At 51.9% G+C, this 17,744-nt stretch carries 19 protein-coding genes; 11 read left to right on the top strand and 8 right to left on the bottom strand.

Features of this window, described 5'->3' with window-relative positions; genetic code table 11:
* Positions 1 to 11 precede the first annotated feature (11 nt).
* Positions 12 to 884 carry a 4-hydroxybenzoate octaprenyltransferase gene (ubiA, locus tag OH31_RS12020; RefSeq protein ID WP_024930918.1) on the top strand — a complete coding sequence of 291 codons (873 nt, stop codon included), beginning with the start codon at positions 12 to 14 and terminating at the stop codon, positions 882 to 884.
* Here the strand turns inward: ubiA and OH31_RS12015 are convergent.
* On the bottom strand, positions 867 to 2,444 hold the full coding sequence (locus OH31_RS12015) for a FimV family protein (RefSeq protein ID WP_024930917.1): 1,578 nt from the start codon (positions 2,442 to 2,444) through the stop codon (positions 867 to 869). The genes ubiA and OH31_RS12015 overlap by 18 nt on opposite strands.
* Positions 2,445 to 2,858: 414 nt before the next feature.
* On the opposite strand from OH31_RS12015, the gene rplM reads away from it, so the two are divergent.
* From rplM to OH31_RS15285, 8 genes are all read left to right on the top strand, one after another.
* A complete protein-coding gene (gene rplM / locus OH31_RS12010) occupies positions 2,859 to 3,287 on the top strand; it encodes a 50S ribosomal protein L13 (protein WP_019883720.1) in 429 nt (142 codons plus the stop codon).
* A gap of 22 nt (positions 3,288 to 3,309) precedes the next feature.
* Positions 3,310 to 3,702 carry a 30S ribosomal protein S9 gene (rpsI, locus tag OH31_RS12005; protein ID WP_019883719.1) on the top strand — a complete coding sequence of 131 codons (393 nt, stop codon included), beginning with the start codon at positions 3,310 to 3,312 and terminating at the stop codon, positions 3,700 to 3,702.
* 116 nt (positions 3,703 to 3,818) lie between these two features.
* Positions 3,819 to 4,865: an N-acetyl-gamma-glutamyl-phosphate reductase gene (gene argC / locus OH31_RS12000; protein ID WP_024930916.1), complete on the top strand. Its 1,047-nt coding sequence runs from the start codon at positions 3,819 to 3,821 to the stop codon at positions 4,863 to 4,865.
* Positions 4,865 to 5,227 (top strand): hypothetical protein, encoded by a 363-nt coding sequence (locus OH31_RS11995; RefSeq protein WP_019883717.1) that lies wholly within the window; start codon positions 4,865 to 4,867, stop codon positions 5,225 to 5,227. Before argC ends, OH31_RS11995 begins: the two co-directional genes overlap by 1 nt.
* Before the next feature lie 68 nt (positions 5,228 to 5,295).
* Entirely contained in the window at positions 5,296 to 5,688 is a 393-nt protein-coding gene (locus OH31_RS11990; protein WP_019883716.1) for a polymer-forming cytoskeletal protein, read from the top strand.
* A 52-nt stretch (positions 5,689 to 5,740) separates the two neighbouring features.
* Positions 5,741 to 6,097, top strand: a complete 357-nt coding sequence (gene erpA / locus OH31_RS11985; RefSeq protein WP_019883715.1) for an iron-sulfur cluster insertion protein ErpA — start codon at positions 5,741 to 5,743, stop codon at positions 6,095 to 6,097.
* An 87-nt stretch (positions 6,098 to 6,184) separates the two neighbouring features.
* Positions 6,185 to 6,505 (top strand): GDSL-type esterase/lipase family protein, encoded by a 321-nt coding sequence (locus OH31_RS15290; RefSeq protein WP_242402277.1) that lies wholly within the window; start codon positions 6,185 to 6,187, stop codon positions 6,503 to 6,505.
* Positions 6,475 to 6,774: a hypothetical protein gene (locus OH31_RS15285; RefSeq protein WP_242402276.1), complete on the top strand. Its 300-nt coding sequence runs from the start codon at positions 6,475 to 6,477 to the stop codon at positions 6,772 to 6,774. Before OH31_RS15290 ends, OH31_RS15285 begins: the two co-directional genes overlap by 31 nt.
* Positions 6,775 to 6,863: 89 nt before the next feature.
* On the opposite strand, the gene gltA is transcribed toward OH31_RS15285, so the two are convergent.
* On the bottom strand, positions 6,864 to 8,153 hold the full coding sequence (gene gltA / locus OH31_RS11975; protein WP_019883711.1) for a citrate synthase: 1,290 nt from the start codon (positions 8,151 to 8,153) through the stop codon (positions 6,864 to 6,866).
* 165 nt (positions 8,154 to 8,318) lie between these two features.
* The gene (locus OH31_RS11970) at positions 8,319 to 9,446 is read right to left on the bottom strand and encodes an anhydro-N-acetylmuramic acid kinase (RefSeq protein WP_019883710.1); all 1,128 of its coding nucleotides are present in this window, start codon (positions 9,444 to 9,446) and stop codon (positions 8,319 to 8,321) included.
* Between the two features lie 120 nt (positions 9,447 to 9,566).
* On the opposite strand from OH31_RS11970, the gene tyrS reads away from it, so the two are divergent.
* Entirely contained in the window at positions 9,567 to 10,805 is a 1,239-nt protein-coding gene (tyrS, locus tag OH31_RS11965; RefSeq protein ID WP_019883709.1) for a tyrosine--tRNA ligase, read from the top strand.
* 45 nt (positions 10,806 to 10,850) lie between these two features.
* On the opposite strand, the gene OH31_RS11960 is transcribed toward tyrS, so the two are convergent.
* The 5 genes from OH31_RS11960 to OH31_RS11940 are packed head-to-tail and all read right to left on the bottom strand — an operon-like array spanning position 10,851 to position 15,495.
* The gene (locus tag OH31_RS11960; RefSeq protein ID WP_024930914.1) at positions 10,851 to 12,398 is read right to left on the bottom strand and encodes an RNA polymerase factor sigma-54; all 1,548 of its coding nucleotides are present in this window, start codon (positions 12,396 to 12,398) and stop codon (positions 10,851 to 10,853) included.
* A gap of 6 nt (positions 12,399 to 12,404) precedes the next feature.
* On the bottom strand, positions 12,405 to 13,151 hold the full coding sequence (gene lptB / locus OH31_RS11955) for an LPS export ABC transporter ATP-binding protein (RefSeq protein ID WP_024930913.1): 747 nt from the start codon (positions 13,149 to 13,151) through the stop codon (positions 12,405 to 12,407).
* A gap of 11 nt (positions 13,152 to 13,162) precedes the next feature.
* Entirely contained in the window at positions 13,163 to 13,819 is a 657-nt protein-coding gene (lptA, locus tag OH31_RS11950) for a lipopolysaccharide transport periplasmic protein LptA (RefSeq protein ID WP_019883705.1), read from the bottom strand.
* Positions 13,820 to 13,834: 15 nt separating this feature from the next.
* On the bottom strand, positions 13,835 to 14,467 hold the full coding sequence (gene lptC / locus OH31_RS11945; RefSeq protein WP_019883704.1) for an LPS export ABC transporter periplasmic protein LptC: 633 nt from the start codon (positions 14,465 to 14,467) through the stop codon (positions 13,835 to 13,837).
* A 26-nt stretch (positions 14,468 to 14,493) separates the two neighbouring features.
* Positions 14,494 to 15,495, bottom strand: coding sequence for an SIS domain-containing protein (locus tag OH31_RS11940; RefSeq protein ID WP_024930912.1), 1,002 nt, complete (start codon positions 15,493 to 15,495; stop codon positions 14,494 to 14,496).
* 229 nt (positions 15,496 to 15,724) lie between these two features.
* On the opposite strand from OH31_RS11940, the gene OH31_RS11935 reads away from it, so the two are divergent.
* Positions 15,725 to 17,701 carry a cation:proton antiporter gene (locus OH31_RS11935; protein ID WP_019883702.1) on the top strand — a complete coding sequence of 659 codons (1,977 nt, stop codon included), beginning with the start codon at positions 15,725 to 15,727 and terminating at the stop codon, positions 17,699 to 17,701.
* The last annotated feature ends 43 nt before the right edge of the window (positions 17,702 to 17,744 follow it).

The following is a 17,744-nucleotide window of genomic DNA, read 5'->3' as shown; positions in this document are numbered from 1 at the left end:
GAATCCTTTTTATGCAACTTCTCGCCAAATGGCATGCTTATTACCGGCTGACGCGGCTGGATAAGCCTATCGGTATCTGGCTGTTATTGTGGCCTACGCTGTGGGGGCTGCTGATTGCAGGGCAAGGGCAGCCACAGTGGTGGGTTGCCTGTGTATTTGTGCTGGGGACAGTGTTGATGCGGTCGGCAGGCTGTGCATTAAATGATATTGCTGACCGGCATTGGGATGGCGCCGTTGCGCGCACAAACAAGCGGCCGCTGGCGACCGGTGAAATCTCCGTCAAAGAGGCTTACCTGGTCGCCATCGGATTGTCGTTACTGGCGTTTGCGCTGGTTTGTACACTGGGCTGGCAAGTCGTGTTGTGGTCTGTGCCTGCATTGTTTCTCGCCGTCAGTTATCCTTATACCAAACGCTTTTTCGCCATTCCACAAGCCTATCTGGGCATTGCCTTCGGTTTTGGCATCCCGATGACTTTTGTTGCCTTGCAGGGGCAGGTGCCTGCGGTTGCCTGGTGGCTATTGTTGGCCAATGTCTGCTGGTCGGTGGCTTATGACACGGCCTATGCCATGGTCGACCGCGAAGATGACCTCAAAATTGGCATCCGTTCTTCGGCTATCACCTTCTGGCGTTTTGATGTGCTGGCGATTATGGCTTGCTTTGCCGCCATGCTGCTGATTGTGGGCTATGTAGCGCAAGTGCTGGCGCTGGGCTGGCCATTCTGGCTGGGCTGGTGTGTGGCGGTTGCGCAACTGTGGCGGCAATACAGGCTGATTCGTCACCGGCAGCCTGGTGATTGTTTCAAGGCGTTTCTGGAGAATGTCTGGATTGGTGCGGCATTGACCGCCGGGTTGGCAGCCAGTTACTGCTTAGGCGGACTTGCGTAATGTTGAAGGCTCATCCAGTTCGAAGGTGAAATCTGTCCAATACTGGAAGGGCGTGTGTTCAACTGGCGCCAGAATATAAAGATCTTCTGACAGCTGTTGCAACTCACGCAAGTTGCCATTGATCGGTTCTTCATGGTCAGCCGCTTTTGGCGCGGGCGGCACTGCTGGCAAGTTTTGTGTCTGGCAGGCAATTTCTTTCAACAACATCAGGTCTTCAAAGACGCTGCGCTCAAAGCCCATGCGTGGTACCAGTCGCGTGTTGTAAACCAGGTCGTCAATCAAGGCAATCACCTGCGGTGTGCCCCAGGCTTGTTGCAAGGCTTTCATGACGCGCGGGAAGGATTCAATACCTTGTTGCTTCAAGTCCGGCGCGTGCTCCACGTTGAGGTTGAAATGTTTGCGGCATTCGCCGGCAACAATATCAAATTCTTGCTGCTTGCCTTCTTTCGACAGCAGGTCCAGCAAATACAGCCACATCCAGGGTGAGGATTTCGGATGCTTGGCCAAATGCTGCTGCAAATGATCAATCGCCTGATTGACCCGGCCATGTGTGAATAATCGCGAAGCATCTTGCATCACCGCCTGTGTACTTTGCTGCGAGCTCACCTTCAGAGGCACGCCGTGTGGCATCACCGTATCATCGTTGGCATGCATGGGCACTGATTTTAAGCGGCTGCTTGTTTTGGTCGTGGCAGGTGGCTGAGTTAGCGTATTTAAGCCATGTGTGTCACTTGCCTGCTGAGTCGGCAAGACGGTGGCTGAAAAAGGTTTGCCACTCAGTGGGCGCGTCGCCGGGCCCGATGTGCCATCGGTAGGTATAGATGCAGCGTCACTTTGTTTCGCTGTACGGCGTGACTTAATCACTTTTGGCACGGCGGCGTGGCGGCGTAGCCAGTCAGCAAAGAAAAAACCGCTGGCGATCAGCGCGAGCCCCAAGGCAATGACCAGTGTGCGTAATAGGTGATTTTCGTTTTGCAGGTGAGTAAGCTGGGTTTCTAGTGTCGCCAGGATGTCCGCCTGCGCCAGGTTGCTGGCATACAGGACATCAGATTTTGTCTGTAATTGTTTGAAGTTTTGCTGCAAATCGTTAATTTGCGCTTGCAGTGCCGTATAAGCTTCTACTGGGATGGCAGGCGGCGCGGGCGGTGTTTCAACCACTTCTGGTGAAATCACTGCAATGGGCACAGGAGTCGCGTTGCTGATGGGTGGCGTGGCTGCAATAGCGATTGAAACCGTATTGTCGGGCTGAATGGTCACAGTCTGCCGCGTGTGCTGGCAGCGATCAGTCAAGGTCAGTGTCAGCGGGCTGGCAATGGCAGCGTCAGACCACAGCATCAATACGCCCTGCTGGCTACCCAGGGTCGTGTATTCCAGGTGAACAGGGCTGGTCTCTGGCGCTGATTGTTTGGAAGATTGGCTCAGGTTGAAGCAACTGATATCTGTGTCTGCCTGAACATGACTCAGCGGTAGCTGGGCCAATAATGGCTGGCCTGGCGCAGATTCAATCGTGAGTGCGCCAAATTCAGCGGCTTGTAGCAACGATGTAAACGCAAACAGCACGGAAGCACAAAGCCCTCGCCAGCCAGTGGCAGCGCGAAAACGGAGTGATTTAACCTGGTATATGCCTGAAAGCATCTAAAATTATTTTTAGTAGTGTTGCTGCTGTTTAATTAAGTGACTGTGGTTTAAATCAATCTAAAGTAAACGGATGCAGAAAGTCAAAACTTGAGCTAATATAGCATCCGATTGCAATTATCCTTGAAAAAACAAGGCTTGTTTGTGATAAAAGCACGTTTTATATCAAGTAATTTGCCTAATTGATGGCAAAAAAGCCACAAAATAGCTTGCCTCAGTCAGCAACCTGATTCCATCAGGCTGGTTACGATTATTTTAGAATATTTCGTTGACAAGCTTTCTTATGCTGGCATATAATCCGCCCTCTTAATTTATACGCTATAACTCGGTAGTTATAAAATGAAAACTTTTTCAGCAAAATCGCATGAAGTACAACGTGACTGGTTCGTGATTGACGCCACAGACTTGGTATTGGGTCGTCTGGCCAGCGCAATCGCTCATCGCCTGCGTGGTAAGCATAAAGCTATTTACACACCACACGTGGATACAGGCGACTACATCATTGTAGTCAATGCGGACAAAATTAAAGTAACTGGTAACAAAGCGGGTGACAAGCTGTATCACCGCCACTCCGGTTACCCAGGCGGTATCACTACGACTTCATTCTCAAAAATGCAAGACCGTTTCCCAGGTCGTGCGTTGGAGAAAGCTGTGAAAGGCATGTTGCCAAAAGGTCCTTTGGGCTATGCCATGATCAAAAAAATGAAAGTGTATGCGGGCGACAAGCACGAGCACATTGCGCAGCAACCGCAACCATTAACCATCTAATTTAAGACGATTAGGATAAAACATGATCGGTAAATACAACTACGGCACAGGCCGCCGCAAAAGTTCAGTGGCACGTGTGTTCCTGAAGTCCGGCAGTGGCAACATCGTGGTCAACGATAAGCCAGTTGACACATACTTTTCACGCGAAACTTCTCGCATGATTTTGCGTCAACCGCTGGAATTGACTAACAACACAGCAAGCTTTGACATTCTGGTCAATGTGCATGGTGGTGGTGAATCCGGTCAAGCGGGTGCAGTGCGTCATGGCATTACCCGTGCGTTGATTGACTATGATGCAGCTTTGAAGAGCGCATTGTCTCACGCTGGTTTCGTAACACGTGATGCACGTGAAGTTGAACGTAAGAAAGTCGGCCTGCGTAAAGCGCGTCGTCGTAAGCAGTTCTCCAAACGTTAATTTCCAGCGTTTGTTACAAACCTGTTGTGCAAAAAGGTCGCATTGGCGGCCTTTTTCATTTATATTGTTTTACTTTTTATGCATGGGTCGTCATCGAACGCGCATCTGGTAAAGATATGGAAAAAATCAAAGTTGGCATTGTAGGTGGAACGGGTTATACCGGTGTTGAGTTGCTGCGTTTGTTAGCAAGACATCCTGATGTGCAATTGCAAGTGATTACCTCCAGGGGCGAGGCAGGTCTGCCGGTTGCCGATATGTTTCCCAGCTTGCGTGGCGTGGTTGATCTTAAGTTTAGCGATCCGGCCACGGTCGACCTGACGCAATGTAATGTCGTCTTTTTTGCCACGCCGCATGGCGTTGCCATGGCACAAACGCCTGCGCTGGTGGCAGCTGGGGTGAAGGTCATCGATCTGGCTGCTGACTTCCGTCTGCAGGATGCCACTGAATTCGAAAAATGGTACAAATTGCCGCATAGCTGTACTGACGTATTGAAAGATGCCGTCTATGGCTTGCCTGAGTTGTATGCCGCTGACGTGCAGCAGGCAGACGTCATCGGTAATCCTGGTTGTTACCCGACCACGGTATTGCTTGGTTTGGCACCGCTACTGGAGCAGGGCTGGATTGATTTCTCCGTACCTATCATTGCGGATGCCAAGTCTGGTGTCTCCGGTGCCGGTAGAAAAGCCGAAGTGGGCACCTTGTTCTCTGAGTCCAGTGATAACCTGAAAGCCTACGGCGTGGCCGGACACAGGCACCATCCTGAGATTCTGGCCCAGTTAAAGAAACTGTCCGGTAACGACGCGGTCAACCTTATATTCGTGCCGCATTTGATTCCCATGATCCGTGGCATGCTGACCACGTTGCATGTAAAACTCAACGCACAGGGCAAGCAGCAAGTGTTGCAGCAAGTCTATGAGCAGCGTTACCAGGGCGCCACTTTTGTGGATGTGATGCCTGCAGGCTCTCTGCCTGAAACCCGCTCGGTACGTGGTGCCAATGTTTTGCGGATGGCGCTATACCCACAGGCAGGCGATTATGTCACAATCGTTGTCGTGCAGGACAATCTGGTCAAAGGCGCATCTGGCCAAGCCGTGCAGAATATGAATTTGATGTTTAACCTGGCGCCGGATGCTGGTTTGCAAGTGCTGCCTTTGTTGCCATAATGATCAGGCCGATACGCAGAAGACTGAGAAACCATTTTGGCCTGACCGCCAAGCAGGTGGCAGTGCGCTCTCATCGGCCCTGGTATTTTCAAAGCATGCTGGCGGTGACCTATGTCGTTATCGGCTTTGCCTTGGCCTACTGGGTGGTGCATGATGATGATGGTGAGCATATACGTCAGCGTTTGCGGCAAGTGACCACTGAAAATATTGAATTACAGAAAAAACTGATTGCTTCGCAGCGGGAGTTGCAAGTGGAGCTGGCTACCAGTAACAACCTGGCCAAAACCCTGACGGCGCAGCAGGATGAAAGCATCAAACTGAAAGAAGAATTGGTGTTTTACAAGAATATGACCAAGCGTTAGCCGCCTGCATGATATGGCTGATGCTCAATGGCCATCGCCATTTAAGTTAATTCGGAACAGGAAGTAGCATGTTTTTCAAAAAAAGCGTTCAAATCGACAGTCATATTGATACCTTGATCGGCCATGAAACACAGATTAATGGCAATATGCAATTTGCGGGCGGGTTAAGGGTCGATGGTTTGATTGCCGGGAATGTGATTGAAAAACGTGAGCATCCCAGCACGCTGATTATCAGTGAAAATGGCGCCGTGACAGGCGCCGTCGAAGCTTCTAAAATTGTTTTGAATGGCATGATACGCGGCCCGGTGCGCTCTTCAGTGTTTATTGAGTTACAAAGCAAGGCCAGAATCGTGGGTGACTTGTACTATAAATCACTTGAAATGCACACCGGCGCGGTGATTGAAGGAAAACTGATTTACCTGGGGGAGCCATCTGAGGCTGCCGTCCCGGAAGCGACTTGAAATTAAAACTTTCGTCGCCATATTGTTATTGAGAATTTGACAGGAGTCTATGATGACCGCAGAAGCTACCCTTGAAATGCCCGTACCGTTGGTGTTTACCGACAATGCCGCCAAAAAAGTGAAAGAACTGATTGATGAAGAAGGCACGCCAGACCTGAAACTGCGTGTATTCGTCAGCGGTGGTGGCTGCTCCGGTTTCCAATACGGCTTTACGTTTGAAGAAGAAGTAAATGACGATGATACGCAAGTCGATAAAGACGGCGTGACCTTGCTGATTGACCCGATGAGCTTGCAATATCTGGCCGGTGCCGAGATTGATTACACCGATAGCCTGCAAGGTTCACAGTTTGTGATCCGCAACCCGAATGCGACCACTACTTGCGGTTGTGGTAGCTCGTTCTCGGTTTAACGACTGCATTCAGTCATGCGTTTTATGATTGAGAAAAGCCAAGCGTGTGCTTGGCTTTTTTTATGCCGGCTGCTACTTGTCATAAGTATGGCTACCATCAGCCAGGGCTGTACCAAGCATGCAGCAGCGGTGCAAGCTATCCCGGCTGGCGCGACCGTACTTGTTCTGGGCGATAGCATTAGCTACGGTACAGGCGCCGAGCATGGCACGCAGGATTATCCGACACTGCTGGCACGCAAGACCGGCTGGCAGGTCATCAATGCCGGTATTGCTGGGGAGGTTTCCAGCGGTGGTTTGTCACGCTTGCCGGGCTTATTGGTGCAGCATAGGCCTCAAGTTGTCATTATTGAGTTGGGTGGCAATGATTTCTTGCGGCAATGGCGCCAGCGCGTGTTGAGGAAAACCTGAAAAGTATCGTACATTTAGTACAGCAGGCGGATGCAGCCGCTATATTGATTGCCATGCCGGAAGTGAGTCTGGCTGGCCCGCTCAGTGATCACCCGCTCTATGCACGCGCGGCCGAGGCAACTGGCGCACTATTAGTGCCTCACGCAGTGTCTGCTGTCTTGTCAGATGGCCGACTGCTTGCCGATCAAGTGCATCCGAATGCAGAAGGTTATCGTGAGTTGGCGGATGCACTGACAAAACAGCTCCATGACCTTGGTGTGTTGCGTTAGCGGAAACGATCAGTATCGGAGAATATGAAAAGCCCGACAATCTATTGATGTCGGGCTTTTTGTTTTTGCAGGCGTGATTCAGTCTGTGGCTAGCGTTGGTGTAACGGTACAAACTCCCTGCGTTCAGAGCCGACATACAATTGGCGTGGGCGGCCAATTTTTTGCTCAGGGTCGGCATTCATTTCGCTCCATTGCGAAATCCAGCCAGCGGTGCGCGCCAGCGCAAATATGGCGGTAAACATGGAGTTTGGAATACCCATGGCGCGCATGACGATGCCGCTGTAGAAATCGACATTCGGATACAGTTTGCGTGAGACGAAATATTCATCCTCCAGTGCGATTTTTTCCAGTTCCATCGCCAGTTTGAACATAGGGTCATCGTGCAGACCCAGTTCATTCAATACTTCATGGCAGGTTTTACGCATGATGGAGGCGCGCGGGTCCATGTTGCGATAGACGCGGTGCCCAAAGCCCATGAGGCGGAAGCTGTCAGTTTTGTCTTTGGCGCGTTTGATGAATTCACCAATACGGCTGACGTCGCCAATCTCTTCCAGCATGTTCAATGTTGCTTCGTTGGCACCGCCATGGGATGGGCCCCACAAAGAGGCAATCCCGGCCGCGATACAGGCAAACGGGTTGGCGCCGCTGGAGCCAACCAGGCGTACGGTAGAGGTAGATGCGTTTTGCTCGTGATCTGCATGCAGAATCAGGATACGCTCAAATGCACGTGCCAGGATCGGGTTGGGTACATACTCTTCGCAAGGGGTCGCAAACATCATATGCATAAAGTTTTCTGCGTATCCCAGCTTGTTTTGGGGGTACATAAATGGCTCGCCTACATTGTACTTGTAGCTCCAGGCGGCAATCGTAGGTACTTTGGCCAGTAGACGCATGGCGGCCACCCGGCGAGATTCCGGATCAGCCACATTGTTATTGTCGGGATAAAACGCAGCCATGGCACCTACGACCGCAATCATGACTGCCATCGGGTGGGCATCGCGGCGGAAACCGCGAAACACATTGCTCATCTGGTCGTGCAGCATGGTGTGCTGGCTGATGGTGTCGACGAATGCTTCACGTTGTTGCAGGTCCGGCAGTTCGCCATTGAGCAGTAAGTGCGAAACTTCGAGGAAGTTACAGTTTTCTGCCAGCTGTTCAATCGGGTAGCCACGGTAATACAGCAACCCTTGTTCACCATCAATAAAGGTGATGCCGGAGGTGCAAGAGGCCGTAGACATAAAGCCAGGGTCAAACGTGAAATAGCCATGTTTGCCCAGGTTGCGGATATCGATCACATCCGTGCCAAGGCTGCCCTTTAAGACGGGCAATTCAATTGCGGTACTGTCGTTGTCAAATGTAATGGTCGCTTTGGTAGCCATAACGCACTCTGTTTAAGTCAAGGTTGTCTAAATTATACGCAATCGTTTTTGAATATGGTGGCTTGTAAGGAAATGAGGGGAGAAAAGTTCAAAAATCGCCTTCAATCCTGCACCAGTTTAAATCAAACGTTGAGTGCATTCGCACTGCTTTAGGGTGTCTTAGTCCTAATTCGGATAAATCGCGCCTAATACCCGTGGCCCTGCTGCACCGGTGACGGCAGGCAGGTTGCCGGGTTGATGATCCACGCAACGTTGCGCCAGCCAGGCAAAAGCAACGGCTTCCACCCAGTCGACGCCAATTCCCAGGCTATCCGTGTGTTGCACTGGTCGGCCGCACAGGGTTTGTAACCTGTCTATCAAAGCAATATTGTGCGCACCGCCGCCACAGACATAAATTTCTGCGGCACCGCTACAATGCTGTTTCAAGGCATTGGCGATCGTCACTGCCGTCAATTCCAGCAGCGTACGGGCGACATTCTGTGGCGTGTCAGCATGGGCTTGCAGGTGTGCATGGAGCCAGGCCTGGTTAAACAGGTCGCGGCCAGTGCTTTTAGGGATGGGCAGGGCAAAATAGGCGTCAGCAAGTAAAGCGGCCAGCAAGGCTGGATTGACATCGCCACGTACCGCCCAGGCGCCACCAGCATCATAGCTCTGGCCTGTGTGCTGCAGGGTCCAGGCATCCATGAGTAAGTTGCCGGGGCCGGAATCAAAGCCAATCACCTTGCCGCTCACCGGCAAGTCGCTCAGGTTGGCGATGCCGCCAATATTCAAAATGACGCGATGTGTGTCAGGTGCTGCAAAGATTGCCTGGTGAAAGGCGGGCACTAATGGTGCGCCTTGCCCGCCAGCCGCAATGTCGCGGCTACGAAAGTCGCCGACTACGGTGATGCCAGTGCGTTCCGCCAGGCGTGCATGGTTACCCAGTTGCAAGGTATAGGCCTGGCCGTTGGCCAGATCAGGACAGTGGCGTATGGTTTGCCCGTGGCAGCCAATCGCCGTCACGGCTTCTGCCGATACATTGGCTGTTTGCAATAAGCCTTGCACTGCCGCTGCGTAGAGGTCGGCCAGCTGATTGGACACTATAGCGGCGGTATGTAATTCGTTGACGGCTGGCGTATGCAGATCCAGCAGGATTTGTCTGACATCCGCCGGATAAGGCAGGAAGTACTGGCTTTGTTGCTGCAGGTGCTCACCGTGTTGCGCGACTAGGACTGCGTCCACCCCATCCAGACTGGTACCAGACATCAGGCCGATAAACAGGCGCGTTTGAGTGGGTGGGGCAGAAAAATTCATAAGGCATAAGTGTAACACTGCTCATGCCTGGCTTACAGAAATGCATGGGATTACGTTAAAATAGCTGTTTTACTTTCATGACGAGGCGTGCGCAACGCGCGCCTCAAAAAAAGAACCTTTATGACAGACGTAAACCAAGCTTCAGTGACGACTGAAGCACTGAGTCCAGAGATTGTGAACGCACTGGCGATTATCAAGCGCGGTGCCGATGAACTATTAATCGAGCAAGAACTGATTGAAAAGCTGAAAACCGGCAAACCCTTGCGTGTGAAAGCAGGCTTTGACCCCACCGCACCTGATTTGCATCTGGGGCATACCGTGCTGATTAACAAATTGCGCCAGTTGCAGGATCTGGGGCACCAGATTCAATTCCTGATCGGTGACTTTACCGGCATGATTGGTGACCCGACGGGTAAAAGTACCACGCGCCCGCCGTTAACGGTCGAACAGGTGAAGGCGAATGCCGACACCTATTCCGAACAGGTATTCAAGATTCTGGACCCGGCCAAAACTGAGATTGTGTTTAACTCCAAGTGGTTAAGCGACCTCGGTGCCGCGGGCATGATCAGGCTGGCAGCCAGCCATACAGTCGCCCGTATGCTAGAACGCGATGACTTCTCCAAGCGTTTCAAAGGCAACCAGCCAATCGCGATTCATGAATTCTTGTATCCCTTATTGCAGGGCTATGACTCTGTGGCTTTGCAGGCCGATTTGGAACTGGGCGGCACAGACCAGAAATTTAACCTGCTCATGGGCCGTGAATTGCAAAAGCAGGCTGGCCAATCGCAGCAATGCGTGTTGATGATGCCGTTGCTGGAAGGCCTGGACGGCGTCAATAAAATGTCCAAGTCTTTGGGTAACTATATTGGTATCAGCGAAGCGCCTGAGACGATTTTCGCCAAAATCATGTCGATTTCTGATGAACTGATGTGGCGCTATATCGACCTGCTGTCATTTGCCACCCTGGAAACTATCGCCCAGTGGAAAGCACAAGTGGCTGCTGGCGACAATCCACGTAATATCAAGGTCGGTTTTGCACAGGAGATCGTTGCCCGTTTTCACGGCCAGGCGGCGGCTGAAAAAGCCCTGCAAGACTTCCAGACCCGTGCCAAAGGCGGGATTCCTGATGATGTGCCTGAGGTAGCAGTAGCGATTGATGGTGATAGCATCAGTATCAGCCAGTTGCTGAAACAGGTGGGCCTGGTGGAAAGCACCAGTGAAGCCATGCGTGCCGTGCAACAAGGCGGCGTGAAGCTGGATAGCGTAAAAGTTGACGATAAAAACCTGTCATTGGCAAAAGGGGTGACCGTGGTGGCACAAGTGGGCAAGCGCAAGTTTGCCAAAATCACCATCCAGTAAACAGGCGTTACCGATAAAAAAGGCCGCATTTGCGGCCTTTTTGTTTTACAGCGATTTGCGTAAATTGGCTGGTGGGATATTCAGCGATTCGCGGTATTTGGCAATGGTGCGGCGCGCAACCACAATGCCTTGCTGCGCCAGCGTATCGGTGATTTGATTGTCGGACAATGGTTTTTTCTGGTTTTCTTCAGCGACCATTTGTTTGATGAGCGCGCGAATGGCGGTGGCAGAACATGAGCCGCCTGCATCGGTGGCGACTGAGCTGCCAAAAAAGTATTTAAGTTCAAATACACCGCGTGGCGTGAGCATGTACTTATGTGTTGTCACGCGAGAAACCGTGCTTTCATGCAAGTCGAGCTCTTCGGCAATTTCGCGCAATACCAGGGGCCGCATGGCAATTTCACCATGTTCAAAGAAATTGCGCTGTCTGTCCACAATCGCTTGCGACACACGCAAGATGGTAGAAAAGCGTTGCTGGATATTTTTAATCATCCATTTGGCTTCCTGCATCTGGCTCTGCAGATATTGGCCGGAGCTTTCACGGTTGCGCTTGAGGATATCTGCATACAACTGATTGATACGTAGTTTGGGGATCACGCCATCATTGAGCGACGCCATCCAGATGCCTTTGATTTTTTTGACCACGACATCGTGCTGAATAAAGTGGTCATGGCTAAAGGTCGCAAACTCGTTGCCTGGCTTGGGGTTTTGCTGGCGAATCAGTTGTTGCGCGCCTTTGAGTGCAGCTTCGTCGCAAGTGAGTACCTTGCGCAATTTGACAAAGTCTTTGTTGGCCAGCAATGCCAGATGATCTTTGGCAATCGCCATCGCAATACGCAAATAAGGTGTCTCAGGCGGCAGTACTTGCAGTTGTAGCAAGATGCATTCACGCAGGTCACGTGCACCGACGCCGATCGGATCCAGGTTCTGGATCAATTTCAGTGCGGTTTCCAGCTCCAGTAACTCAATTTCCAGCTCTGGCGGCAACAGGTCGACAATCTCCTGTAGATCCTGCTCTAAATAACCATCATCGTTAATGCTGTCGAGCAAAAATTTCACCAGATCCATGTCACGCTTGGATAGATGTGCCAATTGCATCTGGTTGATCAGGTGTTCGCGCAGACTGATATTGTTGGCGTCCTGGCGAGAGAAGTCACTATCTTCATCATCGAGGTTGTTGCGGCCCGCTTCGTCCCAGTTGCTGGCACTGCCAAACTCTTCGTAGTCATCTTCAAACTCGGGCGGCGTGAATTCTTCATTCAGATTTGGTTGTTCGCCTTCAGTGCCGCTCGTTTCGTCACGTGGTTCATCACGCAGACTCTCTGCAGGGGGAGTGAGGTCGTTTTGGGTCGCGACATCAAATGAACTTGCATCCACCTGCTCTGTGTCTGTCGAGCTGGTGGCCAATGGCGAGTTATCTTCAAATTCTCCTTCTTCGCCATCTGCCATTTCCAGCAGCGGATTTTCCTGCAGGATGGTTTCCAGCTCCTGGCTTAACTCCAGCGTGGACAACTGCAACAGGCGGATGGACTGCTGAAGTTGCGGGGTGAGCGCCAGGTTTTGTGAGATGCGTAATTGCAGGTTTTGCTTCATATCAGGTTACAGCCTAAAATTCTTGCCCAGATAGACTTCACGTACGCCTTCGTTCTGAATGATTTCGTCTGGCGTGCCTGCGGCAAACACAGCGCCTTCATTAACGATGTACGCCCGGTCACAAATATCCAGGGTTTCACGCACGTTGTGGTCTGTAATCAAAATGCCGATATTCTGGCTGCTCAGGTAGCGGATAATTTTCTGGATCTCAATCACCGCAATCGGGTCAATCCCGGCAAATGGCTCATCCAGCAGGATGAATTTCGGGTCTGTGGCCAGGCAGCGCGCAATCTCTACACGGCGGCGCTCGCCGCCCGACAGGCTGACTGCCTGGCTGTGACGGATATGCTGGATATGTAATTGATCCAGTAAAGACTCCAGCCGCGCTTCACGCTCTTCTTCCGTGTAAGGGCGGGTTTCCAGGATTGATAAAATATTATCAGTCACCGTCATTTTACGAAAAATGGATGCTTCTTGTGGCAGGTAAGCCAGGCCCATGCGGGCGCGCTCGTGCATGGGCGCGCGGCTGACATCTGCCCCATTCAGCGTAATGCTGCCGTCGTCCAGTGCGACCAGGCCAACAATCATGTAAAAGCTGGTGGTTTTGCCAGCACCATTCGGGCCGAGCAAACCAATCACTTCGCCGCTGCGTAGCTCAAGTGTAGTGTTTTTAACCACGGTGCGTCCCTGATAGGCTTTTTTCAGGTGGCTGACACGTAAGTGGTTATGATCTGGTGAAGCTGTTGTCTGCATAAGGCCGGTCTTTAGGGTTGCGCTTTCGTAGGCTCATTAGTGGTGTCGGCGGGTGCCGGTTCCACTTTGATTTGCAGTGAGCGGTTCATGCGCAGCCCTTGTTGCGAGGTTGGCTTGTTATCAATCACAGGCGGCGTGGTTTTGTTCTTGGGCTGAATGGTCGCTTTGACGCGGCTACCGGCGGTACCATTGGGGTTAGCCTTGGTGCCGCCAATGACTTCGGCGTACTCTGCATTGGCGTCATAACTGATGTAGTCACCGGTGACCAGGTCTTCACCACGTTTGACCCAGGCGTTGGTGTATAGCTGTACCTTGTCCATGCGCGCGTTGTATTCAATACGCTGCCCACTGCCTTGCATCCATTCGTCTTTGCCAGTGCGTTTTTGCTTGAATGTGGTCGGGTTGCCGGTACAGGTGCTGTGCTGAAAGCCATCCTGGTCTTCACGCACAATCATTTTGTCGGCTTTGATTTGCAGGGTGCCCTGGTTGAGGATCACATTGCCGGTATAAATACTGATCTTTTTGGCATCATTCACAGTCACGGTATCCGCTTCCAGCTCAATCGGCTGGTCACGGTCAGACTCTTCAGCCAGCACGCTGGTTGACCACGATAGCAGTGCCCATAAGGTCAAGCAGGTGGCATAAAATAATGGCTTGTGCGTGTTCAACTCATTTCTCCAGAATCAACGACCCTTGTGATTGCCTGTTTTCGCCTTCGCTGCCGGGCTTGCAGTTTTTGCGACTGCGGGTGCGCGTACATAATGTACATGCACCCGGTTAAATAATTGCATGGTGCCTGCCTTGTTATCAAAACGCATGCCGGTACCTGTGATCACCGTCGCCGGTAGCTGGCGGATAGTGACCGGCAAATCGGTGTAAGCGAGGTCTGTATCCGGTTCCAGCGTTAAATGTTCGGTTTGCAACTGCATTTCAGGCTTGGCCAGCGTGCCCTGGCGTATGACCTTGACCTGCTTGCTAAACTCGACCAGTTTACCATTGGCTGACACTTTGCCGTGCTGGCCATGAATTTGCGTGTAAGGTTTATCCTGCCCAAACTGGGTGAAACGCGGGCGCTGTAATTCGGTATAGTCGTTATCCGGAAAATGGCGCATTTCTGCCGCAGCTAACACGTATTTGGTATTGCCAGTGGCGTCGGTACGCGTGCTGACAAAGTTATAGAGCATGTAGTCCGGATCGTGACGACTTAAGCGGCTCAAGCTCAGCGCCTGCTCCTGTACGGTCTGGTTAATCCAGAATGTCAGCAGCGCTAAAAACAGCATTAACGCAATTGGCAATAAGATGGGGTGTTTAAGCATGCGGGCGTTCCAGGGCGTCAGTGAACCTAAACGATTTTTGCCTTGAGTAAATCATGCATGTTAAATGCGCCCACTAATTGCTGCTGCTCGTTCACTGCCATAAACCCGTTAATTTTATATTGCTCCATCAGGTTGACTGCTTCAACCGCCATTTGTTGCATGCCCAATAAACGTGGCTGCGTATTCATGACCGTTTTGATTGATTGTTGCGTATCGGTGGCACCTTGCATAAACAGGCGACGCAAATCGCCGTCGGTGAATACGCCGATCGGGTGTTGTGCGCTATCGACAATCGCTGTAAACCCCATGCCTTTGCTCGAAATCTGTGCAATCGCTTCCTGTACGGTGCCATGCTCGCTGATAGCGGGGATCGCATCCCCCGTGCGCATGACATCTTTAATCCTTACCAGCAGCCGTCTGCCCAGACTTCCGCCAGGATGTGACCGCGCAAAGTCCTCGGCAGTGAATTCGCGCAAGTCGAGAACGCAGAGCGCCAACGCATCGCCCAAGGCCAGTGCGGCCGTCGTGCTGGCCGTGGGTGCCAGCCCCAGTGGGCACGCTTCGTGGCTAACTGCAGCACTTAAATGCACGTCTGACTCGCGCGATAGCGTGGACTCTTCGCTACCGGTAATGCTCAGAATACGCGCACCGATACGGCGAATGGCGGGCAAAATATTGATGATTTCATCACTTTCGCCGGAATTGGATAGCGCAATCACGACATCTTCAGCTGTGATCATGCCCAGGTCGCCATGGCTGGCTTCCGCCGGATGCATAAAGAACGCAGGGGTGCCCGTGCTGGCAAGGGTGGCCGCAATTTTACCGCCGATATGGCCGGATTTACCCATGCCAGTGACAACAATGCGGCCGCGACAGGCCAGAATCATGCTGACAGCGGCTTCAAATTCGCTGCCGATACGGTCGGCCAGTTGGCGGATTTCATCTGCCTCGTGCAGCAGTATGCCTCGTGCACGCGTCACGATGTCTGGACTTTTCACGAGGTGGACACCTGATTTTGCTGTGTTCATGGCGGGTTAGTATAGCAAGTGACGCCCCCGGCAAGAAAGCGAAACACAGCTTTTTTACGGATTTTTTATTAGCGGGCACATTTTTTGCATAAAATAGTGTTTTGTGGCAGGATGCATCATCCTGAAACGCGACTGTTTCAGGTTACATCACTGACGATACGTCATAATATATGGTTTGCTGGCAGACATTCATCTGCACGGCTTGACATTAATGCTTTAGAATTTTTGCATGTTTGATTCCCTGATCCATTTATTATTGTTGCTTACCAGCTCGGTCTTTGCCGTCGGCTTATTCCGCATCCTGGGTTTGCCAGCGATGCTGGCTTACTTCATGATCGGTATTGTGCTCGGCCCGCACGCCCTAGGCTTGCTGGAAGATGAAGAAACTGGCCGCCAGGTGGCCGAGTTCGGTATTGTGTTCCTGATGTTTAGTATCGGCCTCGAGTTCAGCCTGCCTAAACTCTATGCCATGCGTAAAACCCTGTTCGGCTTGGGTGGCGGCCAGGTAGTACTGACTTTGCTGGCCAGTCTGGTACTGGGCAAGCTGGCGGGGCTGAGCCTGACCTCGGCGTTCATTATTGGTGCCGCCATCACCATGTCTTCGACCGCCATTGTGTCCAAAATCCTGATGGAACGTGTCGATTTAAACTCCAGACATGGCCGCCTAAGTATCGGCGTGCTACTGTTCCAGGATTTGGCAGTGATCCCGATTCTGGTGCTGATCCAGACCTTAGGCTCACACAGCGATAACTGGCTGGATGTATTGGGACTGACTTTGTTCAAGTCCTCAATCCTGCTGTTTTTCTTGTTCAAGTTTGGTAAAAACATCCTCAACTTCTGGTTTGAGCTGGTTGCCAAGCAGCGTTCACGTGAGCTGTTTGTACTCAATGTATTGATGGTGACCTTGTTAATGGCAGCGGCCACTAACTTTGTTGGCTTGTCGTATGCCCTGGGGGCGTTTGTGGCGGGTATGCTGATTTCAGAAACCAAGTATCGCTACCAGGTGGAATCTGATATTGCCCCTTTCCGCGATATTTTACTGGGCCTGTTTTTTATCAGTGTCGGCATGTTGCTAGACGTCTCTGTGCTCGTTCAGCATGTGGGATTGATTGCTGTCCTGCTCATCCTGTTCCTGGTATTCAAGATCGGCCTGATCGCCTTGCTGACCAGGTTCTATGGCTTTGAAATGGGCGTGGGTGTGCGTACCGGTATTATCCTCGGTCAAGCTGGCGAGTTTAGTTTTGTGGTACTGGCGCTGGGTTTGCAAACCAATTTGATTGATGGCGACTCCTTGCAACTGGTGTTGTCTGTGGCCGTGCTCTCCATGCTGGTGGCGCCGTTTATTATTCAGAAAAATGGCCGCATTGCGCGTGCGCTGGTCAAAAGCTACAGCCGCAATAGCATCAAAGTAGTGGATACCATACAGGAGCATAGCCAGGATTTGCGTGATCACGTGATCATTTGCGGCTATGGCCGTAGCGGCCAATATCTGGGACGTTTTTTGCGCGAAGAAAATATCCCGTATGTCGCGCTGGATATGGATGCCAGCCGCGTGCAGGAAGCCGCTTCTGCGGGTGAGAATGTGATTTACGGTGATGCCGGGCGGCGCTCGGTGCTGGAAGCCGCTGGCTTGGCCAGAGCGAAAGCCGTCATCATCAGTTATGCCGAAATCCGCGGTACCATGAAGGTCTTGCATGTGATTCAGGAGCGGAATCCCAACCTGCCGGTGATTGTGCGCACGCATGATGACAGTGACATGGATGCACTGCGAGATGCCGGTGCCGCAGAAGTGGTGCCGGAAATCCTTGAAGGCAGCCTGATGCTGGCTTCGCATGCACTGGTGACCTTAGGCGTCCCCCTTAATCGTGTCGTCAAACGCATCCGCCTGTTCCGTGAAGAACGTTACAAAATGTTTAAGGGCTACTTCCGCGGCGTCAGCGATGCTGATACCGCCACTGCCTCGTTACCACAGTTGCACTCGGTGGAAGTGTATAAGAATTTTTATGCGCACGGCCTGCGACTGGACCATATCCCGTTCGGTGATTTTGCCGTCGAGGTCAAGCAGTTACGTCGCCCGAATATGCCCGAGCCAATCGCGCCCAGGGATGACATTATGCTGAATGAAGGCGATATCCTGGTGTTGCTGGGCAGTAATGCCGCCCTCATCGCAATGGAAGTCTATTTGATTTCCGGACGCAAACCGTAAGACAATACACGCCTCATGTCCTGGAAGGGCGCATATCTCCCTG

Source organism: Methylophilus sp. OH31 (genome assembly GCF_000576615.1).
Lineage (GTDB): Bacteria > Pseudomonadota > Gammaproteobacteria > Burkholderiales > Methylophilaceae > Methylophilus.
Note: the sequence above shows the minus strand (reverse complement) of the source record. Positions and strands in the feature narration are given on the sequence as shown.

Coding starts and splice junctions, on each gene's coding strand:
- ubiA (WP_024930918.1), top strand. CDS start 12: ATGCAACTTCTCGCCAAATGGCATGCTTATTACCGGCTGACGCGGCTG.
- rplM (WP_019883720.1), top strand. CDS start 2,859: ATGAAAACTTTTTCAGCAAAATCGCATGAAGTACAACGTGACTGGTTC.
- rpsI (WP_019883719.1), top strand. CDS start 3,310: ATGATCGGTAAATACAACTACGGCACAGGCCGCCGCAAAAGTTCAGTG.
- argC (WP_024930916.1), top strand. CDS start 3,819: ATGGAAAAAATCAAAGTTGGCATTGTAGGTGGAACGGGTTATACCGGT.
- OH31_RS11995 (WP_019883717.1), top strand. CDS start 4,865: ATGATCAGGCCGATACGCAGAAGACTGAGAAACCATTTTGGCCTGACC.
- OH31_RS11990 (WP_019883716.1), top strand. CDS start 5,296: ATGTTTTTCAAAAAAAGCGTTCAAATCGACAGTCATATTGATACCTTG.
- erpA (WP_019883715.1), top strand. CDS start 5,741: ATGACCGCAGAAGCTACCCTTGAAATGCCCGTACCGTTGGTGTTTACC.
- OH31_RS15290 (WP_242402277.1), top strand. CDS start 6,185: ATGGCTACCATCAGCCAGGGCTGTACCAAGCATGCAGCAGCGGTGCAA.
- OH31_RS15285 (WP_242402276.1), top strand. CDS start 6,475: ATGGCGCCAGCGCGTGTTGAGGAAAACCTGAAAAGTATCGTACATTTA.
- gltA (WP_019883711.1), bottom strand. CDS start 8,153: ATGGCTACCAAAGCGACCATTACATTTGACAACGACAGTACCGCAATT.
- OH31_RS11970 (WP_019883710.1), bottom strand. CDS start 9,446: ATGAATTTTTCTGCCCCACCCACTCAAACGCGCCTGTTTATCGGCCTG.
- tyrS (WP_019883709.1), top strand. CDS start 9,567: ATGACAGACGTAAACCAAGCTTCAGTGACGACTGAAGCACTGAGTCCA.
- OH31_RS11960 (WP_024930914.1), bottom strand. CDS start 12,398: ATGAAGCAAAACCTGCAATTACGCATCTCACAAAACCTGGCGCTCACC.
- lptB (WP_024930913.1), bottom strand. CDS start 13,151: ATGCAGACAACAGCTTCACCAGATCATAACCACTTACGTGTCAGCCAC.
- lptC (WP_019883704.1), bottom strand. CDS start 14,467: ATGCTTAAACACCCCATCTTATTGCCAATTGCGTTAATGCTGTTTTTA.
- OH31_RS11940 (WP_024930912.1), bottom strand. CDS start 15,495: ATGAACACAGCAAAATCAGGTGTCCACCTCGTGAAAAGTCCAGACATC.
- OH31_RS11935 (WP_019883702.1), top strand. CDS start 15,725: ATGTTTGATTCCCTGATCCATTTATTATTGTTGCTTACCAGCTCGGTC.